Source organism: Janthinobacterium sp. AD80 (genome assembly GCF_002878455.1).
Classification (GTDB): Bacteria; Pseudomonadota; Gammaproteobacteria; order Burkholderiales; family Burkholderiaceae_D; genus Janthinobacterium.
Map to the genome: position 1 here is coordinate 18,811 of NZ_NRDQ01000063.1, position 17,121 is coordinate 35,931.

Annotated in this window: 14 protein-coding genes; 5 read left to right on the forward strand and 9 right to left on the reverse strand. The window is 63.0% G+C overall.

Annotated features, from left to right (window positions below; all coding sequences use genetic code 11):
- Nucleotides 1–65: 65 nt before the first annotated feature.
- Genes vioE through JaAD80_RS13805 form a run of 5 tightly spaced genes read right to left on the reverse strand, consistent with a single transcriptional unit; the run spans nt 66 to nt 7,393 of the window.
- Nucleotides 66–647, reverse strand: a complete 582-nt coding sequence (gene vioE, locus JaAD80_RS13785) for a violacein biosynthesis enzyme VioE (protein ID WP_102294800.1) — start codon at nt 645–647, stop codon at nt 66–68.
- A 9-nt stretch (nt 648–656) separates the two neighbouring features.
- The gene (locus tag JaAD80_RS13790) at nt 657–1,775 is read right to left on the reverse strand and encodes a tryptophan hydroxylase (RefSeq protein WP_102294802.1); all 1,119 of its coding nucleotides are present in this window, start codon (nt 1,773–1,775) and stop codon (nt 657–659) included.
- Nucleotides 1,775–3,064 (reverse strand): NAD(P)/FAD-dependent oxidoreductase, encoded by a 1,290-nt coding sequence (locus JaAD80_RS13795; protein ID WP_102294803.1) that lies wholly within the window; start codon nt 3,062–3,064, stop codon nt 1,775–1,777. Before JaAD80_RS13795 ends, JaAD80_RS13790 begins: the two co-directional genes overlap by 1 nt.
- A 1-nt stretch (nt 3,065) precedes the next feature.
- Nucleotides 3,066–6,089 (reverse strand): iminophenyl-pyruvate dimer synthase VioB, encoded by a 3,024-nt coding sequence (vioB, locus tag JaAD80_RS13800; protein WP_102294805.1) that lies wholly within the window; start codon nt 6,087–6,089, stop codon nt 3,066–3,068.
- Complete coding sequence (locus JaAD80_RS13805; RefSeq protein ID WP_102294807.1) at nt 6,086–7,393, reverse strand: FAD-dependent oxidoreductase; 1,308 nt, start codon at nt 7,391–7,393, stop codon at nt 6,086–6,088. Before JaAD80_RS13805 ends, vioB begins: the two co-directional genes overlap by 4 nt.
- Here JaAD80_RS13805 and JaAD80_RS30330 point away from each other — a divergent pair.
- The 3 genes from JaAD80_RS30330 to JaAD80_RS13815 all read left to right on the forward strand — a co-directional run bounded on the left by JaAD80_RS30330 (nt 7,368) and on the right by JaAD80_RS13815 (nt 10,761).
- On the forward strand, nt 7,368–7,643 hold the full coding sequence (locus JaAD80_RS30330; protein ID WP_146012384.1) for a hypothetical protein: 276 nt from the start codon (nt 7,368–7,370) through the stop codon (nt 7,641–7,643). The genes JaAD80_RS13805 and JaAD80_RS30330 overlap by 26 nt on opposite strands.
- A 340-nt stretch (nt 7,644–7,983) precedes the next feature.
- Complete coding sequence (locus tag JaAD80_RS13810; RefSeq protein ID WP_102294820.1) at nt 7,984–8,220, forward strand: hypothetical protein; 237 nt, start codon at nt 7,984–7,986, stop codon at nt 8,218–8,220.
- 309 nt (nt 8,221–8,529) lie between these two features.
- Nucleotides 8,530–10,761: an NADP-dependent isocitrate dehydrogenase gene (locus JaAD80_RS13815; RefSeq protein WP_102294822.1), complete on the forward strand. Its 2,232-nt coding sequence runs from the start codon at nt 8,530–8,532 to the stop codon at nt 10,759–10,761.
- A gap of 94 nt (nt 10,762–10,855) precedes the next feature.
- On the opposite strand, the gene JaAD80_RS13820 is transcribed toward JaAD80_RS13815, so the two are convergent.
- From JaAD80_RS13820 to JaAD80_RS13830, 3 genes are all read right to left on the reverse strand, one after another.
- A complete protein-coding gene (locus tag JaAD80_RS13820) occupies nt 10,856–11,299 on the reverse strand; it encodes a DUF411 domain-containing protein (RefSeq protein WP_102294809.1) in 444 nt (147 codons plus the stop codon).
- A 151-nt stretch (nt 11,300–11,450) separates the two neighbouring features.
- Nucleotides 11,451–11,873, reverse strand: coding sequence for a hypothetical protein (locus JaAD80_RS13825; RefSeq protein ID WP_146012385.1), 423 nt, complete (start codon nt 11,871–11,873; stop codon nt 11,451–11,453).
- Between the two features lie 55 nt (nt 11,874–11,928).
- Complete coding sequence (locus JaAD80_RS13830) at nt 11,929–13,275, reverse strand: diguanylate cyclase domain-containing protein (protein WP_102294812.1); 1,347 nt, start codon at nt 13,273–13,275, stop codon at nt 11,929–11,931.
- A 258-nt stretch (nt 13,276–13,533) separates the two neighbouring features.
- Here JaAD80_RS13830 and JaAD80_RS13835 point away from each other — a divergent pair, with 258 nt between their 5' ends.
- The gene (locus JaAD80_RS13835) at nt 13,534–15,150 is read left to right on the forward strand and encodes a hypothetical protein (RefSeq protein ID WP_146012386.1); all 1,617 of its coding nucleotides are present in this window, start codon (nt 13,534–13,536) and stop codon (nt 15,148–15,150) included.
- Nucleotides 15,151–15,230: 80 nt separating this feature from the next.
- Here JaAD80_RS13835 and JaAD80_RS13840 read toward each other — a convergent pair whose 3' ends face one another.
- Nucleotides 15,231–16,595: an amino acid permease gene (locus tag JaAD80_RS13840; RefSeq protein WP_102294817.1), complete on the reverse strand. Its 1,365-nt coding sequence runs from the start codon at nt 16,593–16,595 to the stop codon at nt 15,231–15,233.
- A gap of 183 nt (nt 16,596–16,778) precedes the next feature.
- On the opposite strand from JaAD80_RS13840, the gene JaAD80_RS13845 reads away from it, so the two are divergent.
- The coding region (locus tag JaAD80_RS13845; RefSeq protein WP_146012387.1) for a DUF1275 family protein at nt 16,779–17,121 on the forward strand (343 nt) is incomplete at its 3' end.

Genomic DNA, 17,121 nt, shown 5'->3' on the forward strand with positions numbered 1-17,121 from the left:
AAAATACTGGTCAGGCGTGGCGTGGCGCGCGCGCCGCATGTGGCCCTGCGCGCGCCACGCCATGCTCAGGTGGCGCAAGACGCAAACACGCTGTCCGGAATATCGCCGACAGACAGATTGGGAAAGTCGCGTACGGAACGGTGCTGCGGGTCGTTGCCGGTGACCATGCGCAGCAGGCGGTTGCCACCGGCCTCCAGGTAAAAGACAGATGGCGGCTTGCCCGCTGGCTCGATTACCCAGGCGTCCGCCTCCCGGCCCAGCACGCTGTGGCAGCCGTCGTGACGGGCACTGCCTTCGACCAGCACCGCCTGCGGCAGGAACAGCGCATGGAACGGCGTTACCTCGTCGGCCAGCGCCATGTCGTGCAGCTGCACGCCAGCCGCCGCCGCTTGCCTGGCGTAAGCCACTTTCTGCTTGCGGCTGTGCTCGCGCCTGGCGTCGCCGATTTCCGACATCCACAGCAAGTGTCCATGTTCCTTTTCCGACCAGGGGTTGAACAGGCCATCGATGCGGCAGATGTTGCGCGCATAGTCGAACCAGCAATAGCCGGACGTTACCTGGTCGTCCTCCTGCATCGGTGCCCAGTAGGAGATATAGGCGCTGCTCCATTGCGGCGGCAGCAGCGGCGGGGTGAGGGCGGCTGGCATGGCGTCTCCCTAGCGGCCCAGCGCGTAGCCGAGGCTGGCCATCAGCGCTTCCTGTAGCGACGGCAAGTCCTTGCGGCGGGCGTCGAAGCTGGCGGTCAGCTCTTCATTGCTCAGCTCGATACGTTCGCCCACGCTTTCAAACCACAGGCGGCTGGCGTTGGCGTGGTCCTTGAACAATTGCATCAGGGGCACGGCGCGGGCATTGAAGCTGTCCAGGGCGGCAGCCGTATTGGCCTCGGTATTGAGGGTCTTGACCAGCAGCAGGGCCGCCACCACCGCCATGGTGGTGCCATGGCCGATGGAAAAATGTCCCGACTGCAGCGCATCGCCGAGCAGGACGAACTTGCCGTCGCTGGCCCGGTCGCGGCTGAGGGTCATGAAGTTGCGCCAGCCCTGGCCCGGTTGGCTCTGCAGCACGTGTTCGCCGAGTTCGGCTTTGAACGTGCTGGCGACAGTCGCGGCGGCGTCGCGCTCGGGCAGCGCTTCCAGCCCGGCCCTGGCGTACGTCTCTTCGCTGCACTCGACGATAAACGTGCTCATCGTGTCCGAGTATTTATAGGCATGGCCGATGAAAATGCCGTGCTCATTGCTGCGGAACACCAGGTTCATCTGGTCGAACAGCTGGGTGGTGCCGTACCAGATGTATTTGTTGCGGCCGAAATCGATGTGCGGCGCCAGCGCCGGCGGCAAGTCCAGCGATTTGTAATTGACGCCGTTCGCTACCACCACCAGGTCGTATTGCGCTTCCAGCTGCGCCTTGTCCGCTGGCGGTGTTTCGTAACTGATCGTGATGCCGGCCGCCACGCACTTGGCGCGCAAGGCCTGTACCAGGGCCTGGCGTCCGACGCCGCACAGGGTCACGCCGGTGCTCATCAGGTTGGGCTGCTCGTGATGCACGAGCTTGAATTCTTCCAGGAATTGCGCATTGAGCTGTTCCGGCTGCTCCAGGTAAGACAGGGGATTGGCCGGATGGCGCGGCGGGCGTCCCGGCAGCACCACGCCCCAGCCCAGCACTTCTTCCGGCGTGTTTTTTTCCGTAATGCGGATATTCCAGCCGGGCTGGGCCTGTTTCATCTGACTGGCGAAGAGCAGGCCTGCGGGGCCTGCGCCGATGACGAGAATGTTCATTAATTTACCCTTCCAAGTTTGTACCAAACGTTTTGTTTCTTCTGGATTTGCTGCAACTCATCGTAAGGAACCGATGTGAAGTACAGTTTCTCCGCCATGTCCGGCGGATAAACACGGGGGAATTTCTTGTGCATGTAGCGCGTGTAGCGCGTCTGCAGGAAGAAAATCAGGTTCGGATTGCTCAGCGCTTCATAGTTGGCGATCGCCATGTCCTGCATGGCGTCCGCCTGCACCTTGCGCTGCTGCGTGAACTCGGACAGGGCAGGGCCCAGGGCATTGCCGTGCTTTTCCAGCAGGGAAACGAAGACGTGGACGTCTTCCAGTGCCATGTTCATGCCTTGTCCCAGGAACGGGGCGGTGGCATGCGCCGCATCGCCGATCAGCAGGATATTGGCCTTGTAGTGGAAGGCGCTGGAACGGACATTGATGAGGTCGTTGCTGGGCAGCGCCATGAACTGGTCCAGCATGTCCTTGCGGCGGTCCGGCGGCAAGTTGCCGAAGTAGCGGCTGAAGAAGTCCGCCATGGCTTCCCGGTTGAGCGTGCCCAGGCTGGGCGTGCCCGTGTAGGGCAGGCACAGGGCAAAGCTGATGCTGCCGTCCGGAATGGTGGCTGCGCGCCCGGCAAACAGGCCCTTGGAATCCATGCCGAAAAAGTACAGCAAATCCTTCCGGAAACCCAGGTCGGCCGCATTCGGCAACACCAGCGTCTTGTAGCCGTGGCGGAAGTAGCTTTGCCTGAATTCGAAACGGCGCACGCCGCTTTGCATGGCGCGCCGCACGGCCGAGTGCGCGCCGTCGGCGCCAATGACCAGGTCGCCATGCAGCTGCTGCACGGCGCCGTCCGGGTCCTGTACCAGCACGATCTTTCTTTCCAGGTCGACATCCAGGCATTTATGCTCAAAGTAATATTTCACGGCGTGCTTGACGGCATGCCGGTTCAGCAGGCGCTGGAAGGCCGTGCGGTCCAGCGACAGGGGGAACAGGCCTTCGAGCGGGGTCAGCTCGCGTATCCTGTGCCGGCCGCCCACGCAAAAGGCCATGCCGACGATGGGTTCGCCGCACAGGTCAAGCTCCTGTTTGCTGATGCCCGCTGCCAGCACGGCCTTGATGCCGCGCACCGTCATGCTCACGCCGATGGCGCGCGAATTGACCGGATCGGCGTTGGCGGCAGTGTCCAGCAGCGGATCGCCGCGTTTCTCGATAACGTGGACATCGTGTCCGCGCTGCGCCAGATAAATGGCACCGAGGCTGCCTGCCAGGCCTCCGCCGACGATAATGATTTTATGCATTTCAAGCCTCTCTTGACATCTTTCCCCGAGATAAATCGGTAAGTTGCTGATTAAAAAACTCCAACATTTCTATCGGCGCCATGCCGATGGCATCGCTCTCAAGGCTGCGCGCGTACCGCGCCAGCGCCAGGCATTTTTGCGCCAGCATGTCGCAGCCCTGGCTGTAGTCGCTGCTGACCCGGCTGCTGACCGGCTCGGGCACGGGCGGCCCCGCATGGCGGCCGGCCACGCCCGATGGCATGTTCATCAGGGCGGCTGACAGGGGACGCAACAGGCCCGTCATGATGTCGATGGACGCGTTCATCAGGCGCGAACGGCGCAGGCTGCCCAGCGGCTGCTGCGCGAAATGGTGTGCCATCATCAGGAAGGTCAGTTCGTAGCAGCCTTGATACAGCTGCATCAGCGGGCGCGCCTTCCGGTCGGTCACCACGGTGCAGTCCGCGCGTGCTTCCAGCACGGGATTTTTCAGCGCCGGCAGCGCCGGCTCGAACGGTTTGCCGCAGGCGGCATACTTGCCGGCGACGGTGCGCAGGCGCTGGAAATGCGACGCGGCGAAATGCGGCGAATCGACGGCCACGCCTTCGCCCTGTTCCGTGACGAAGTCGATGGCGAACAGCGCGCTGTCGCGGTCGGATACTTCCAGCTGGTAGCCGGGGTAGGCGCGGTTGGTCAGTTCTTTCAGGAACAAATGGTGTTCGCCGCCGCGCTTGCCGCCGCCGCTGTCAAACAGGCCGGGCAGATCGGCCAGGGCCTGGCGGATTGCGATATAGAAGGTGGCAATCGACTTGCCCGGCGTGGGAAGGTAGTCGGGCCATTCGAAACGCACGAAGCGCGCCAGCACGTGTTCGGAAAATGGCTCGAACGCAAATTCCGTGTCCAGGCCAAAACGCTGGCGCGCCTGCTGGCCCAGCAGCGGTGTGCCGCTGTAAAACCCTTCGCCCAGCGCCATCAGCACATTGTTGACCAATAAATAGTGAATCATTTCTTCATGCGCGATTTCCAGCAGCACGCCGCGCGTACCGCTGTCGCGGCGCCGGTCTTCGGTGCCGCAGGCCAGCGCCAGCTCGGCCGGCAGCCAGCGGCCGGCCTGCACCAGCGCCGCCCCCTGCGCATAGTTGGGAATCGAATACGCCGCATACAGGTATTGCAGCATCAGCGACAGTTCCAGGTCGATGGCCTTTTTCAGTTCCCCGATCAGCCCGGCCTTGCTGCCGATGACAGGCGGCGCAGCCGCTTCCGGCACCGCCGCCCTGGCCGCGGCCGTCGCCTCGACCTGGGTAAGGTATTTGAGGAACAGGCGCGACTTTGGCAGCGACAGTTCGCGGGTGCTGGGCATGTAGTAGCTCTTGTCGCGGTTGCGCGGATCGCACATCTGCCACATCAGGCGCGAATACGTTTCGCATTTGCACTGGTCCGCCAGGCTGAAGACCTTGTCCGACATGAAGGGATACACGAGCTCGTAATAGCTCATCACATGCCGGTAGAGGAAGGCATAGTCGACCTGTTCGGCCGGCACCTCGTCGAGGTCCCAGTCGTCGGGCAGCACGCGCACGCCGAGGTACTGTTTATCCTGGCCTGTGCCCAGCACGACCCTGGTCGCGCCCGGCTGGCGCCCCGTCAGGGTCAGCGCCGTGTAGCCAGGCCCGAGCGGTGATGGCTGCTGTTCCACGCCCAGCAGCATGCCGTCCTCGGCCTGTGCCGACAGGGGAGGCGGCGCCGCCAGTGCGCCGCGGTAGCGGCTTTGCACGGTGATGGTCTGTGGAAAATGCTCGTGCTTGTTGCGGTTCGGCGCTTCCAGATACAGCTGGTTGCTGTCCGATTGCAGCACCCAGTCCGCTTCTTCCCACTGCGCCTGCGCGCTGCCCAGGCTCAGCGAACCGGTGGCGTCGCCAGCGTGCTGCCGCGGCACGTCGAAAACGCCGTGATGGCGCCAGTGGTCGCGGTACAGCTGCTCGGGTATGCGCGCCAGCAAGGTGCCGGTGCCGTCGTGCAGCAGCAGATCGCCGAGCGCCTGCTTGCCGCCCAGCGCATACGTGGGATGCTGTTCCGAAACGGCGCCCGCGCCGCGCGTGGTGAAGGCAATGGCGGTCGGCATGTTGAACGCGACCCGGTCCGCGTGCACTTGCACCAGCACCGGCCCCAGGCTCTGCTGGCGCGGCTGCAGCAGGCGGCCGGCCGGATAGGTGGCCAGCTCGCCGCGCCGCCACAGGCCGATGCTGCCGGCCAGGTCGTAGAACACGGGCGAGTCCGGTTTGAGCGGCGTCGACATATTGAACAAGGCATACTGCACCGTCAGGCCCAGCACGTCGTCGTCGGCCAGGGCGTGCCGCAAGGCCTGCATGCTGGCCGGCAGCGGCAGGTCCGCATTGAACAGGAAATGCGGGTCCTGCTTGGCCACCGAAAACTGGAACAGCCTGGCGCGGCCGAATTCCTCGTCCAGGAAATGCCCGCTGCGTTCCATGATATGGCCGCTGCCGAGCCAGCGCACCGAGTGCGCCTGCGCGATGTCGGCCGTGAACAAGGTGGGCGTGTTGGGCGTGGCCAGCTTGTCGCTCAAGGTGAACTGGCCGGCGTAGATCAGCGTGGTGTCGGGCGCGGCGGGGTTGTTGTCGATCCACCTGGCGCGGTTGAACGTGGTGCGCAGGTATTCGTTGTAGTGGCCCCACAGGCCCAGCCTGGCGCCCACCAGTGCATCCTGCGTGTCGACCTCGCCAGCGTCAAGCTGGACGCCCGTGATCCGCGCGTTCTCCCACGAGAAATGATTATTGCCGCCAAAATTGTAGCCTGCCGCCTGGCTGAAGATGCCGTCCGGATCGGGCTTGCCCTCGGCATTGAAGCGGGGGGCAAGCTGTTTCAGGTGTGCATGGAATTCGGCTGGCGGCCGGCTCAGGTCGACAGCATTGCCCGCCATCGATAGCGCATTCGTGGCGATATCGATGTTGCCGTGCGTATTGCGATTCCCCGTTGGCACATTGGCGCGGGCAAAACCCCGGAAATGCAGGCGGGGGAAGTCAAGTAGGCTCATGCGCGCTCGGTCGACGAAGTAATGAAGGTATCGTTGGCGGCGGCGCTGCCTTCGAGCTGATCGAGCCGTTGCAGCAGCAGGCCGCTGGCGTGCCGGGCGCTGATCAGGCTGCCTTCCATCCAGCCGCAGTGCGCCGTATAGGCATCCGAACAGGAGATGATGCCGTCCCGGTGCAGCAGCACGGCCGGGTGCTCGGCTTCCGGCTCCACGCAAAACTCGACGCCATGCGGCCAGAACTTGTGGAAGTGCGCCTTGATGCGCGGCAGCGGCCGGCCATCGAGGGGCAGGACTTCTTCCAGGTGGCTGCGGACACGTTCCAGGTACACGTCTTCGCCGAGTTCCAGGCTGTCGCGCCAGTAGGTGGCGCTTTTGCTGTCGGTATAGAACAGCACGTATTTATCCCCCTTGAAGTAGATCTTGCGCAGCGGGTTTGCCGCCATCAGCACCTTGTCGGTCAGCCCCAGCCCGTCCCACCAAGCCGTGTCGAAGGTGAGGAAGCCCTTGAACAGGGGCAGCGAGTCGTACTGGAACGGACTCCAGGCGTGCGGGAAATCCAGGTTCAGGCGCGGCATGGCGGACGGCGGGATGGCCATCACCAGGTGGCGTGTCCGGTGCATCTGCGTGTCGCCCAGGTGGCTGAAGGCGAGCACGTGGTCGGCGCCCGATTTTTTCACGGACAGCAGACAATGTTCGAGCTGGAATTCGACGCCGGCGGCCTGTGCCTGGTGCTGCAAGCGGCACAGCAGCTCGTGATAGCCGTCGGTGGCATAGCGCCACTGGTTGGCGGCGTTTTCCGTAAAGTGCTGCGTTTCCGGGTGCTTCTTGATGATGTCGTAGGCCATGGCAGCCGACACCATCGGCAGCAGCAAGGCGTCATAGCCGGTGGCCTTGATGATGTGGGCCGCCTTGTCGGCGCCCAGGTAATGGCTGACGAACTCGAGGAAAGAGTGGTTCGGATGGGCTTTCAGCATCGGGTTCAGCTCGTCCAGCGTGGCCTTCAGCTCTGCCAGCACGCTATCGTGGGAAACCACCTCGGTGAACGGGTAGACCGCATGCGGCAGGCCGCTGCCCTGCATCAGTTGCTGGAAATGCGGATGCAGTTGCGGCGAGTAGCGGGCGGCGCCGAGTTCGGCGATTTCCTCGCCATCTATTTTGCGCGACTGGATGCGGCCGCCGACAGCGGGATTGAGGTCGAATACGCGGATGCGCAGCTTCCTGTTGCCGGCGGGATGGATCAGGTGGTTGGCGCAGGTCAGGCCGCCGATGCCGGCACCAACGATGCAAATATCTGAATACGTGCTCATACGAAATTCCTTTTTAACGTTCATTGATCAAAAAGCTGCAAAATCGCTAGCAAAAGTCTCCCCTGCACCGCTGGGCGAGGGGGGAGGGACGCTGCATGTCACCGTACTTGGCGAGCGTTATCGGCTGGGGAATGAAGAGCCTGGCGAGAACTGGCGTTGGGTCTGGAATGGTCGATACTTGGCAGCGGAGTTTTTGTTTCAAACCAAAGATGGCACCGACAGTAGCCCAGGGATCGCGCGGTCAATTTGAGAAATATCAATGTAGTTGTCGTTCGGACAGCCGCAGCTGTTGATGCGGCGAGGCGCGCCCGCAGCTGGTGCCTGCGTGCCGAATCGCCGTGCCTGCCTGCGGCGCCAGCGTGACGGCGCGCCTGAGATATGGCGGAAAAGCGGGCTGGCGGCCGGCAGCGTGCCGGGCCTTGGCAGCCATAATCTGGCTGCGGCGCGGGTTCTCCTGGCACTGCGCTGCGTCCCTGAGCCGCGGTCAGCTTTGCGCTTGCTGGCTTGCTGCCTGCCGCCAGGCGGGCGCTGATAAAACGGCAATGTTGCTAAAATTTTCCGTACTGAAGTTCTTCGCAAAGGGAGGCGCCATGACCGACTTCATCGAACTATTGCAATGGCCAGCCATGGCCGCTTCGCTGCTGGCAGCCTGGCTGGTGGGTTCGCGCGCGGCCGCGCGGCGTTATGCCGGCTTCTGGGTTTTCCTGTTCAGCAATGTGCTGTGGGTATGCTGGGGCTGGCAAGACGAGGCCTGGGCCCTCATCGTTCTGAACCTCTGCCTGGCGCTGACGAATGTGCGCGGCATCGTGAAAAACGAGCGCGCGTGATTCTGTTTGCGCGAGTATATTTCCAATACGACACTAGTTTTCGCTATCTCAAACATGGCTTGCCAGCTCGCCTGCACCTATTTCCCGGCGGAAAACCGTGATATCGGCCAGTTGCTCCGGCATATTTGCTGTCTTATATAAGATTCCTCGCCATCTGATACACAAACACCTTCAGGACAGTCTAAAATACGTGGTGGGCAAGCACGGCGTCACCGCCGGCACACTAGCCGTCCAAAGCAAGGCTAACCGTCCTGTGTTTGGAATGAAGAAAGTTAACCACCAGGCATCACCGCATACAAGGGAATGAACATGGCAACACAAAAATCCAAAATCATCTACACGCTGACTGACGAGGCGCCGCTGCTCGCGACGTATTCCCTGCTGCCAATTATCAAAAAATTCACCGCGCCGGCCGGCGTGGACGTGGTGTCCAGCGATATTTCGGTGGCGGCACGTGTACTGGCTGAATTTCCGGAATTCCTGACGGACGCGCAAAAAGTCCCGAATACCCTGGCTGAACTGGGCAAGCTGACCCAGCTGGCTGACACCAACATCATCAAACTGCCGAACATCAGTGCCTCGCAAGGCCAGCTGATCGCCTGCGTGCGCGAATTGCAAAGCCGTGGCTACAAGCTGCCGGACTACCCGGAAGATGCGAAAACGGACGAAGACAAAGCCCTGAAAGCCCGCTACGGCAAGTGCATCGGCAGCTCGGTCAACCCGGTCCTGCGTGAAGGCAACTCCGACCGTCGCGCACCGAAGGCCGTCAAGGAATACGCGCGCAAGCACCCGCATTCGATGGGCGAGTGGAGCCAGGCTTCGCAAACCCACGTGTCGCACATGCACCATGGCGACTTCTACCACGGCGAAAAATCGCTGACCCTGGAAAAAGCGCGCGATGTCAAGATGGAACTGGTCACGGCCTCGGGCAAGACCATCGTGCTGAAACCGAAGGTTTCCCTGCAAGCCGGTGAAATCATCGACAGCATGTTCATGAGCAAGAAAGCGTTGCTGGAGTTCTACGAGAAGGAAATCGACGACGCCTTCAAGACGGGCGTGATGTTCTCGCTGCACGTCAAGGCCACCATGATGAAAGTGTCGCACCCGATCGTCTTCGGCCACTGCGTGCGCATTTTCTACAAAGACGCGTTCGCCAAGCACGCCGCGCTGTTCGACAAGCTGGGCGTGAATGTCAACAACGGCATGAGCAACCTGTACGACAAGATCGAAACCCTGCCAGCGTCGCAGAAGGATGAAATCCTCAAGGACCTGCACGCCTGCCACGCCAACCGTCCTGAGCTGGCCATGGTCGATTCGGCCAAGGGCATTACCAACTTCCATTCGCCGAACGACATCATCGTCGACGCATCGATGCCAGCGATGATCCGTATCGGCGGCAAGATGTGGGGCGCCGATGGCCGTCCGAAGGACGTCAAGGCCGTGATGCCGGAATCGACGTTCGCACGCATCTACCAGGAAATGATCGGCTTCTGCAAATGGCATGGCAACTTCGATCCGAAGACCATGGGCACCGTGCCGAACGTGGGCCTGATGGCGCAGCAAGCGGAAGAATACGGTTCGCACGACAAGACGTTTGAAGTGCCGGAAGGCGGCATCGCCAACATCACCGACCTGGAAACGGGCGAAGTGCTGCTGACGCAAACGGTGGAAGAGGGCGACATCTGGCGCATGTGCCAGGTCAAGGACGCGCCGATCCGCGACTGGGTCAAGCTGGCCGTCACGCGCGCGCGCAACTCGGGCATGCCTGCCGTGTTCTGGCTGGACAGCTATCGTCCGCACGAAAACGAAGTCATCAAGAAGGTACAGGTTTACCTGAAGGATCACGACACCAGCGGCCTGGACATCCAGATCATGTCGCAGACGCGCGCCATGCGCTACACCCTGGAACGCGCTTTCCGCGGCCTGGACACCATCTCGGTGACCGGCAACATCCTGCGCGACTACCTGACCGACCTGTTCCCGATCCTGGAACTGGGCACCTCCGCCAAGATGCTGTCGATCGTGCCGCTGATGGCCGGTGGCGGCATGTACGAAACGGGCGCCGGCGGTTCGGCACCGAAGCACGTCAAGCAGCTGGTGGAAGAAAACCACCTGCGCTGGGATTCGCTGGGCGAGTTCCTGGCACTGGCCGTGTCGCTGGAAGACATGGGCATCAAGACGGGCAACGCGAAGGCGAAAATCCTGGCGAAAACCCTGGATGAAGCCACCGGCAAGCTGCTGGACAACAACAAGTCGCCATCGCCACGCACCGGCGAGCTGGACAACCGCGGCAGCCATTTCTACCTGGCCATGTACTGGGCACAGGCGCTGGCAGCGCAGAAGGACGACGCCGAACTGGCGGCGCACTTCGCACCAGTGGCCAAGGCCCTGGCCGACAACGAAGAAAAGATCGTTGCCGAACTGAAAGCGGTACAAGGCAAGGAAACGGATATCGGCGGCTACTACCTGCCGGATCCGGCGAAAACGGAAGCGGTCATGCGTCCGAGCGCCAGCCTGAACGCAGTGCTGGACAGCATCTGATGCCATCCTGATCGGCAGCGGCTTGTTTTCCGCTGACTGACAAAAAAACGCCGCCGGAAGCGATTCCGGCGGCGTTTTTCATTTCCCCGCAGTCTTACTTGTAGTGCTTGTAGACCTTGGTGCTGCCATTGTTTTCCACCAGCAGCACATCGTAGGCGTCCTTGCGCGGGCCTTCTATGCCGGGCGAACCCATGGGCATGGCGGGCACGGCCAGTCCCCTGGCCTTGGGCTTGTCACGCAGCAGCTGCTTGATGTCGCTGGCCGGCACGTGGCCTTCGATGGCGTAGCCGTTGACCATGCCCGTGTGGCAGGAGCCGAGCGCGTCGGGAATGCCGGCCAGCTTGCGGTATTGCGCCGGCATTTCCACGTTTTTCGCGCGCACCGTAAAGCCGTTCGCTTCCAGGTGCTTGATCCATTCGGAGCAGCAGCCGCAGGAAGCGGTTTTGAAGACTTCGATGACGGGCGCGGCCGCCATGGCGAGTACGGGCAAGCCCAGCATGCCGGCGAAGGCGCCGCGCAGTAACAGATGTTTGATCATGGTTTTACCTGGTCATTAAGAGAAATGCAAAATCGATGTGTAGGGATAAAGCGTGCCGCGCCGCATGCGCTGCTGGCGTGCCGCGTTGGTGACAGCGGCGGCATGCCGGCGGCAAGCATGGGACGGGCAGGGGTGCTGCGCTGGCGCAGCCTTAAGCGCGCAAGTGCCGGGGAGGCCGGCGCAAGCCGTCGGGGATGACGCCCGCGAGCAAAGGCATGGCGGCGATGTGGACGTTTTCCGCGCCAGCCAGAAGGCACAGGGCGCCCGGCACAGGCGGCGGCATGAAAGCGCCCAGGCACGCGGCGGAGCAGGCGCTGCAGGCTGCGTGCTGGCTTTGCGTGCCGCTGTCGCCAGCCTGCGCGGCGGTTTCAGCTGCCGCGGTGAGCGCAGGCATGGCGGCATGGCCGTGGCACGGGGCCATCGGCATGGCAGCGGGCGCCGAAGCGGCCAGGTTGGGCGTAGCAGAAGAGGCGGGGGTGGATGCGCACGCCAGGCCGATGCCGGCCGTGGCCGCGTGCAGCGGGACCGCCGTGATCAGTAGCAGGATCAACCAGGTTTTGAAGAGTCTGAGCATCGGCGTGCAGTATACCATGGGCGATGGCGGCTTTTTCCTGCTGGCGTTTCGTGCTTCAGCTGGCCGCGTGCCGGGATTTGGCGTCATACATGGCGCGGTCGGCGTGGCGCAGCAGCTGCTGCATGGTTTCGCCGTGTTCCGGATAATGCGCGATGCCGACACTGACGGCGACCGGTAGTTGCTGGCCATCGCCAAGTTGGATCGGCGCTGCCAGCGCCACGTGGATTTTCTGCGCGATGCACACGACGTCGCTGTCGGGCGTATGGTGTTCGACGAGGATGACGAATTCATCGCCGCCAAGACGGGCCAGGGTGTCGCTTTCGCGCAGGCAATCCTTGAACTTGCCCGCCACGGCTTGCAACAGCAAATCGCCGCAGGCATGGCCATGCTGGTCGTTGACCAGCTTGAAGTGGTCCAGGTCGAGGAAGAGCAGCGACAAACGGCCTTGCTGGCGCTGCGCGCGGGCAAACGCCGTGCGCAGGCGGTCATGGAACAGGCGGCGGTTCGGCAAGCGGGTCAGTTCATCGTGCATGGCCATGAAGTGCATCCGCTGCTGCAGTTGCTGGCGTTCGATGGCGGTGGCCAGCTGCTTGGCGACGAATTGCAGCAAATCCTGGTCTTGCGCCGTGCAGGCGGCGCCGTCCTGTGTACACTGCAGGGCCAGCGCGCCGATACAGCCGTGCGATGCCAGCAGCGGCACGGCAAGGCAGCTGGACGCTGTGGTGCCGGCGGCAGCCTGCAATGCCGCTGGCAGCCAGGCCATGCGCTCGGCAGGCAGCTGCAGCGCGGTGCCGCTACGCAGCACTTCCTCGCACAGCAAGCCGGCCAGCGGCGTGGGTGGATGCACCGCAGGGGCATCAGCATCCGCCTGGCTGGACTGCCTGGCCGGCTGGCCGTCTTCCTCCCGCAACGCCAGGCTCAGCGTCCCGGCAGGCAAATGTTCGCCGATGATATGCTGCAGGCCAGAGAGCAAATCGGGCAGCGCCTGCGCGGCATGCACGGCTTCCGAGATGGCGTACAGCGCAGCCTGTTTCGCCTGCGCCTGTTTCAGCGCGCTCACATCGCGGGCCACGGCCACGCGCAGCTGGTCGGCGGCGGACCAGCGGGCGGACCACATGATATGCACGAGCCGGCCATCCTTGCGCAGGTAGCGGTTTTCAAAGTGCGTCTGGGCATGGCCATCCATGATGGCCCGGGCCGCTGCCAGGGTGCGCGCGCGGTCGGCGGGGGCGACCAGGTCAAGCATCTGCATCCCCACCATTTCCTGCTGCGTATAGCCGAAGATGCGTTCGCATGCGGCGCTGACAAAAACAAAGCGTCCATCCACGTCGACCATGCACACGGCGTCGAGCAACAAGTCGGTAAAGCTGGCCAGCGGCGCGCGCAAAATCTTGTGTTCCATAGACTTTGATTCTGGGACATTCCCGGCCGTGGCGCAACTTCTTCGGGGCCGATGGGCCCGCCATCGTGAAAATGTTTCATTTCCCCGACGCTCATGTTTTACAGTTTGTTGCCGTTAATACAGTATTGCCATGCAGCGCAGGCCGCCATGCCGTACCACGGGGTGGATGATCTGCTTGCCGCCAGTTAATTACAAAATATTTAACGATATCGATATGTCATTCATGCACCCTCTCTTCCCTTGCAAGGCGACCGCGCCATGACCTCCATTTCCCCGCTCAACAGCTGGAATAGCCCTGCGGCGCGCGCTTCCACCACCGCCACCCACCGTGCCGATGCGCCGGCGGCGACAGCCAGGTCCGCTACATCGTCCATCGTTGCCCTCAGTCCGGAAAGCACGAAAGGCGAGGGCGCGGCCGCAGTGCAGCCATCGCCGCTGGTGTGGGAAAGCGGCACGCGCGACAAGGTGAGCGAGGCGATGACGAAAAGTTTTTCCTCGTATGCGTTCGGCGGCCGCTTCAGCGGCGTGGGCGCGGCCATGCTGGGACAGGCCAAGCTGGGCAACTACAACTTTTCGCAGGCGATGCGCCAGCCGCCACCGAGCACGACGGCGAATGTCTACGCGGCGTCCGCCATCGCTGCGGGCGACCTGCATGGCTTTGGCGAAGATAATGTGTCCCTCAGCATCACCACCATCAGCGGCGTGGAAGTCAAGCTGTCGCTCGACAGCCAGGGCGACGGCCTGGCTGTGCGCATGACGGCCAGCGGCGAGCTCAGCGATGCTGAAACGCGCGCGCTGGGCGAGCTGGCTGAGGGCTTCCAGGACGCCATCGATGGCATGGGACAGAGCACGCCGAAAATCAAGCTGGATGGCTTGATGCAGTTCGACCAGAAGGTGCTGGCGTCCGTCAAGCTGCATGCGGAAGTGAAGGTGCGTGGCGAGCCGGAAAGCGTGCAAACCCTGGATTTCCAGGCCGATGGCACGCAGCGCTCCGTCAGTTTCAGCGGCGTGGCCGGCAGCCTGGACCTGAAGGTCGATGCCAGCGCGCTCAACACCCTGGGCAGCAAGGAGCGCCAGGCCAAGGCGCTGGGCAGTTATATGCAGCAGTTCGACCAGGCTGCCTCGCGCGGCCATGGCGACGCGGGCCTGGTGGCCATGCTGAAGGACAGCTTTACGGCCTTGCACAGCAACACCAGCGCGCCTCAGTCGGCGGATGCCCCGCCCGGGGCGGGCAAGTGGCGCCTGGCGCCCGAAGACAAGGGCATTTTGTCGGGACTGGCCGATTTCACGGCCAGCGTGTCGCAAGCCGTCAACTTCAGCAATCCCATGCGCGGTTCGGAAAAGGATAGTTTCAACTATGAGGTGTCGCAGAAAACGGCACAGGCCGGTGCCAGCCAGGACGACCGGTCGATCAGGCAGCAGCAGCAATCGAAGCTGAGCGCCAGCTTCCATGAGTCGCTGGTCGCCGGCGTGCCGCTGCGCCTGACGACCAACACGGAATCGCAGAACTACACGTATCACCAGATCGAGGACTCGGCCAGCAGCGATGCGCAGGTGGGCTACAAGGACGGCAAGCTGGTGAGGGCCAGCCTGCAGCAGGATGCCAGCCAGTCCACGCGCGTCATGAAGTATTTCCTGGGCAAGCTGGAATCGGACCAGAGCACGCCGGGCAATTACTCCGTGCTGCGCGACCTGCTGCCCGTGCTGGGGCCGTACCAGACGGGCGCGAAAGAAACGACGCCCGAGGCGCGCATCGAACAGCGCAAGCAGGCGCTGGCGGCGCTGGGCGACGACGTGCTGCTGCGGTCGTATCCGGGCCAGACCATCAGCCTGTGGCAGGCCGATGTGCTGCCGGCCGAAGAGGTTTCCAGCTAAGTGCCTGCCGGCTCACGGCCATGAAAAAGCCCGTCTTCCTTTGCGAAGACGGGCTTTATTTTTGATGCGGGGCGAACGGTTTACGCCTTGGCCTTGCTTTGCTTGATCCAGTAGCCGATGCCCAGCGCGGCCAGCCATACGGGGATCAGGTAGACGGAGATGCGCAGGCCCGGGGTCAGGAACATGATCACCAGAATGCCAGCCAGGGACACCAGGCACAGGTAGTTCGTGAATGGATAGCCCAGGCTCTGGAACAGGGTGGTCTTGCCTTCGAGTTTCTTTTGCGCGCGGAAGCGCAGGTGGATCCAGCTGATCATGGCCCAGTTGATGATCAGCGCCGACACCACGAGTCCCATCAGCACTTCGAACGCTTCGCCCGGCATGAAGTAATTGACCACCACGCAGGCACCCGTCGCCAGGGCCGACACGCCCAGCGCCACCAGCGGCACGCCGCGGCGGTTCAGGTGCAGCAGCGCGCGCGGCGCATTGCCTTGCTTGGCCAGGCCGAACAGCATGCGCGTGTTGCAGTACACGCCGCTGTTATACACGGACAGGGCGGCCGTCAGCACCACCACGTTCAGGGCCGTGGCCACCAGGTTGCTGTCGAGCGCGTGGAAGATCAGCACGAAGGGGCTGCCGCCGGTGACGACGTTCTGCCATGGATACAGCGACAGCAAAATGCCCAGCGCGCCAATGTAAAAGATCAGGATGCGGTAGATGGCCTGGTTGGTGGCGCGGGGAATCGTCGTGCTGGGGTCGTCCGCCTCGGCCGCCGTGATGCCCACCAGTTCCAGGCCGCCGAACGAGAACATGATGACGGCCATGGCCATCACCAGCCCTTGCCAGCCATTCGGGAAGAAGCCGCCGTGCTGCCACAGGTTGGCGACGGAGGCTTGCGGACCGGCGTCGCCGGAAGCGAGCAAGTACGCGCCGAAGACGATCATGCCGATGATGGCGACCACCTTGATGATGGCGAACCAGAATTCCATCTCGCCAAACGCCTTCACGTTCAGCAGGCTGATGGCGTTGATGGCGCAAAAGAAGATGAGCGCCGAAACCCAGGTGGGCACGCCCGGCCACCAGTACTGCACGTAGATGCCGACGGCCGTCAGTTCGGCCATGCTGACGAGTACATACAGCACCCAGTAATTCCAGCCCGACAAAAAGCCGGGCAGGTGGCCGCAGTATTTGTCGGCAAAATAGCTGAAGGAGCCGGCGACGGGTTCATCGACCACCATCTCGCCCAGCTGGCGCATGATCAGGAAGGCGATGACGCCGGCGATGCCATAGCCGAGCAGCACCGAGGGGCCGGCCATCTTGATGGTTTGTGCGATGCCCAGAAACAGGCCGGTGCCGATGGCGCCGCCCAGGGCGATGAGCTGGATATGGCGGCTCTTCAGGCCGCGCTTGAGCTCTTGTGGCTCGGTGTGTCCAACTGCCGTCATAGTGTGTGATCCTGATGTGCGGGGATAAAGTCGCTGATTCTAATGCATGGTTGCGCAAAGCAGGAGCTAAATGCATGTTGCACTGCGGGGGCGCAAACAGCGGGCGGGCCTTCCTGCCCGCGCTGGCGCTGCCGGCGGCCGGCGCGGCGCGGTATGATGGCGGCTCATTCTCGAGGAGACCCCATGAACCTGGCGCAGCGCAGCCGCATGCACGGCATCAGCCTGGGCTTTTTGGCCGGCTATGTCGATACCCTGGGCTTTGTCGCCCTGTTTGGCCTGTTTACGGCCCACGTGACGGGCAACTTCGTGCTGATCGGCGCGGCGCTGGCGAATGCCACGCATGCGTCGATCGTCCTCAAGCTGCTGGCCTTTCCCGCTTTTATCCTGGGCGTGGCCGCGGCGCGATTGCTGAGCGTGGCGGCCGAACGGCGCGGCGGCCCGGCCCTGCGCCTGGCGCTGCTGCTGGAACTGGCGCTGCTGCTTGGCTTCATGGTGTGCGGCATGCTGGCCGAGCCGCTGACGGCGG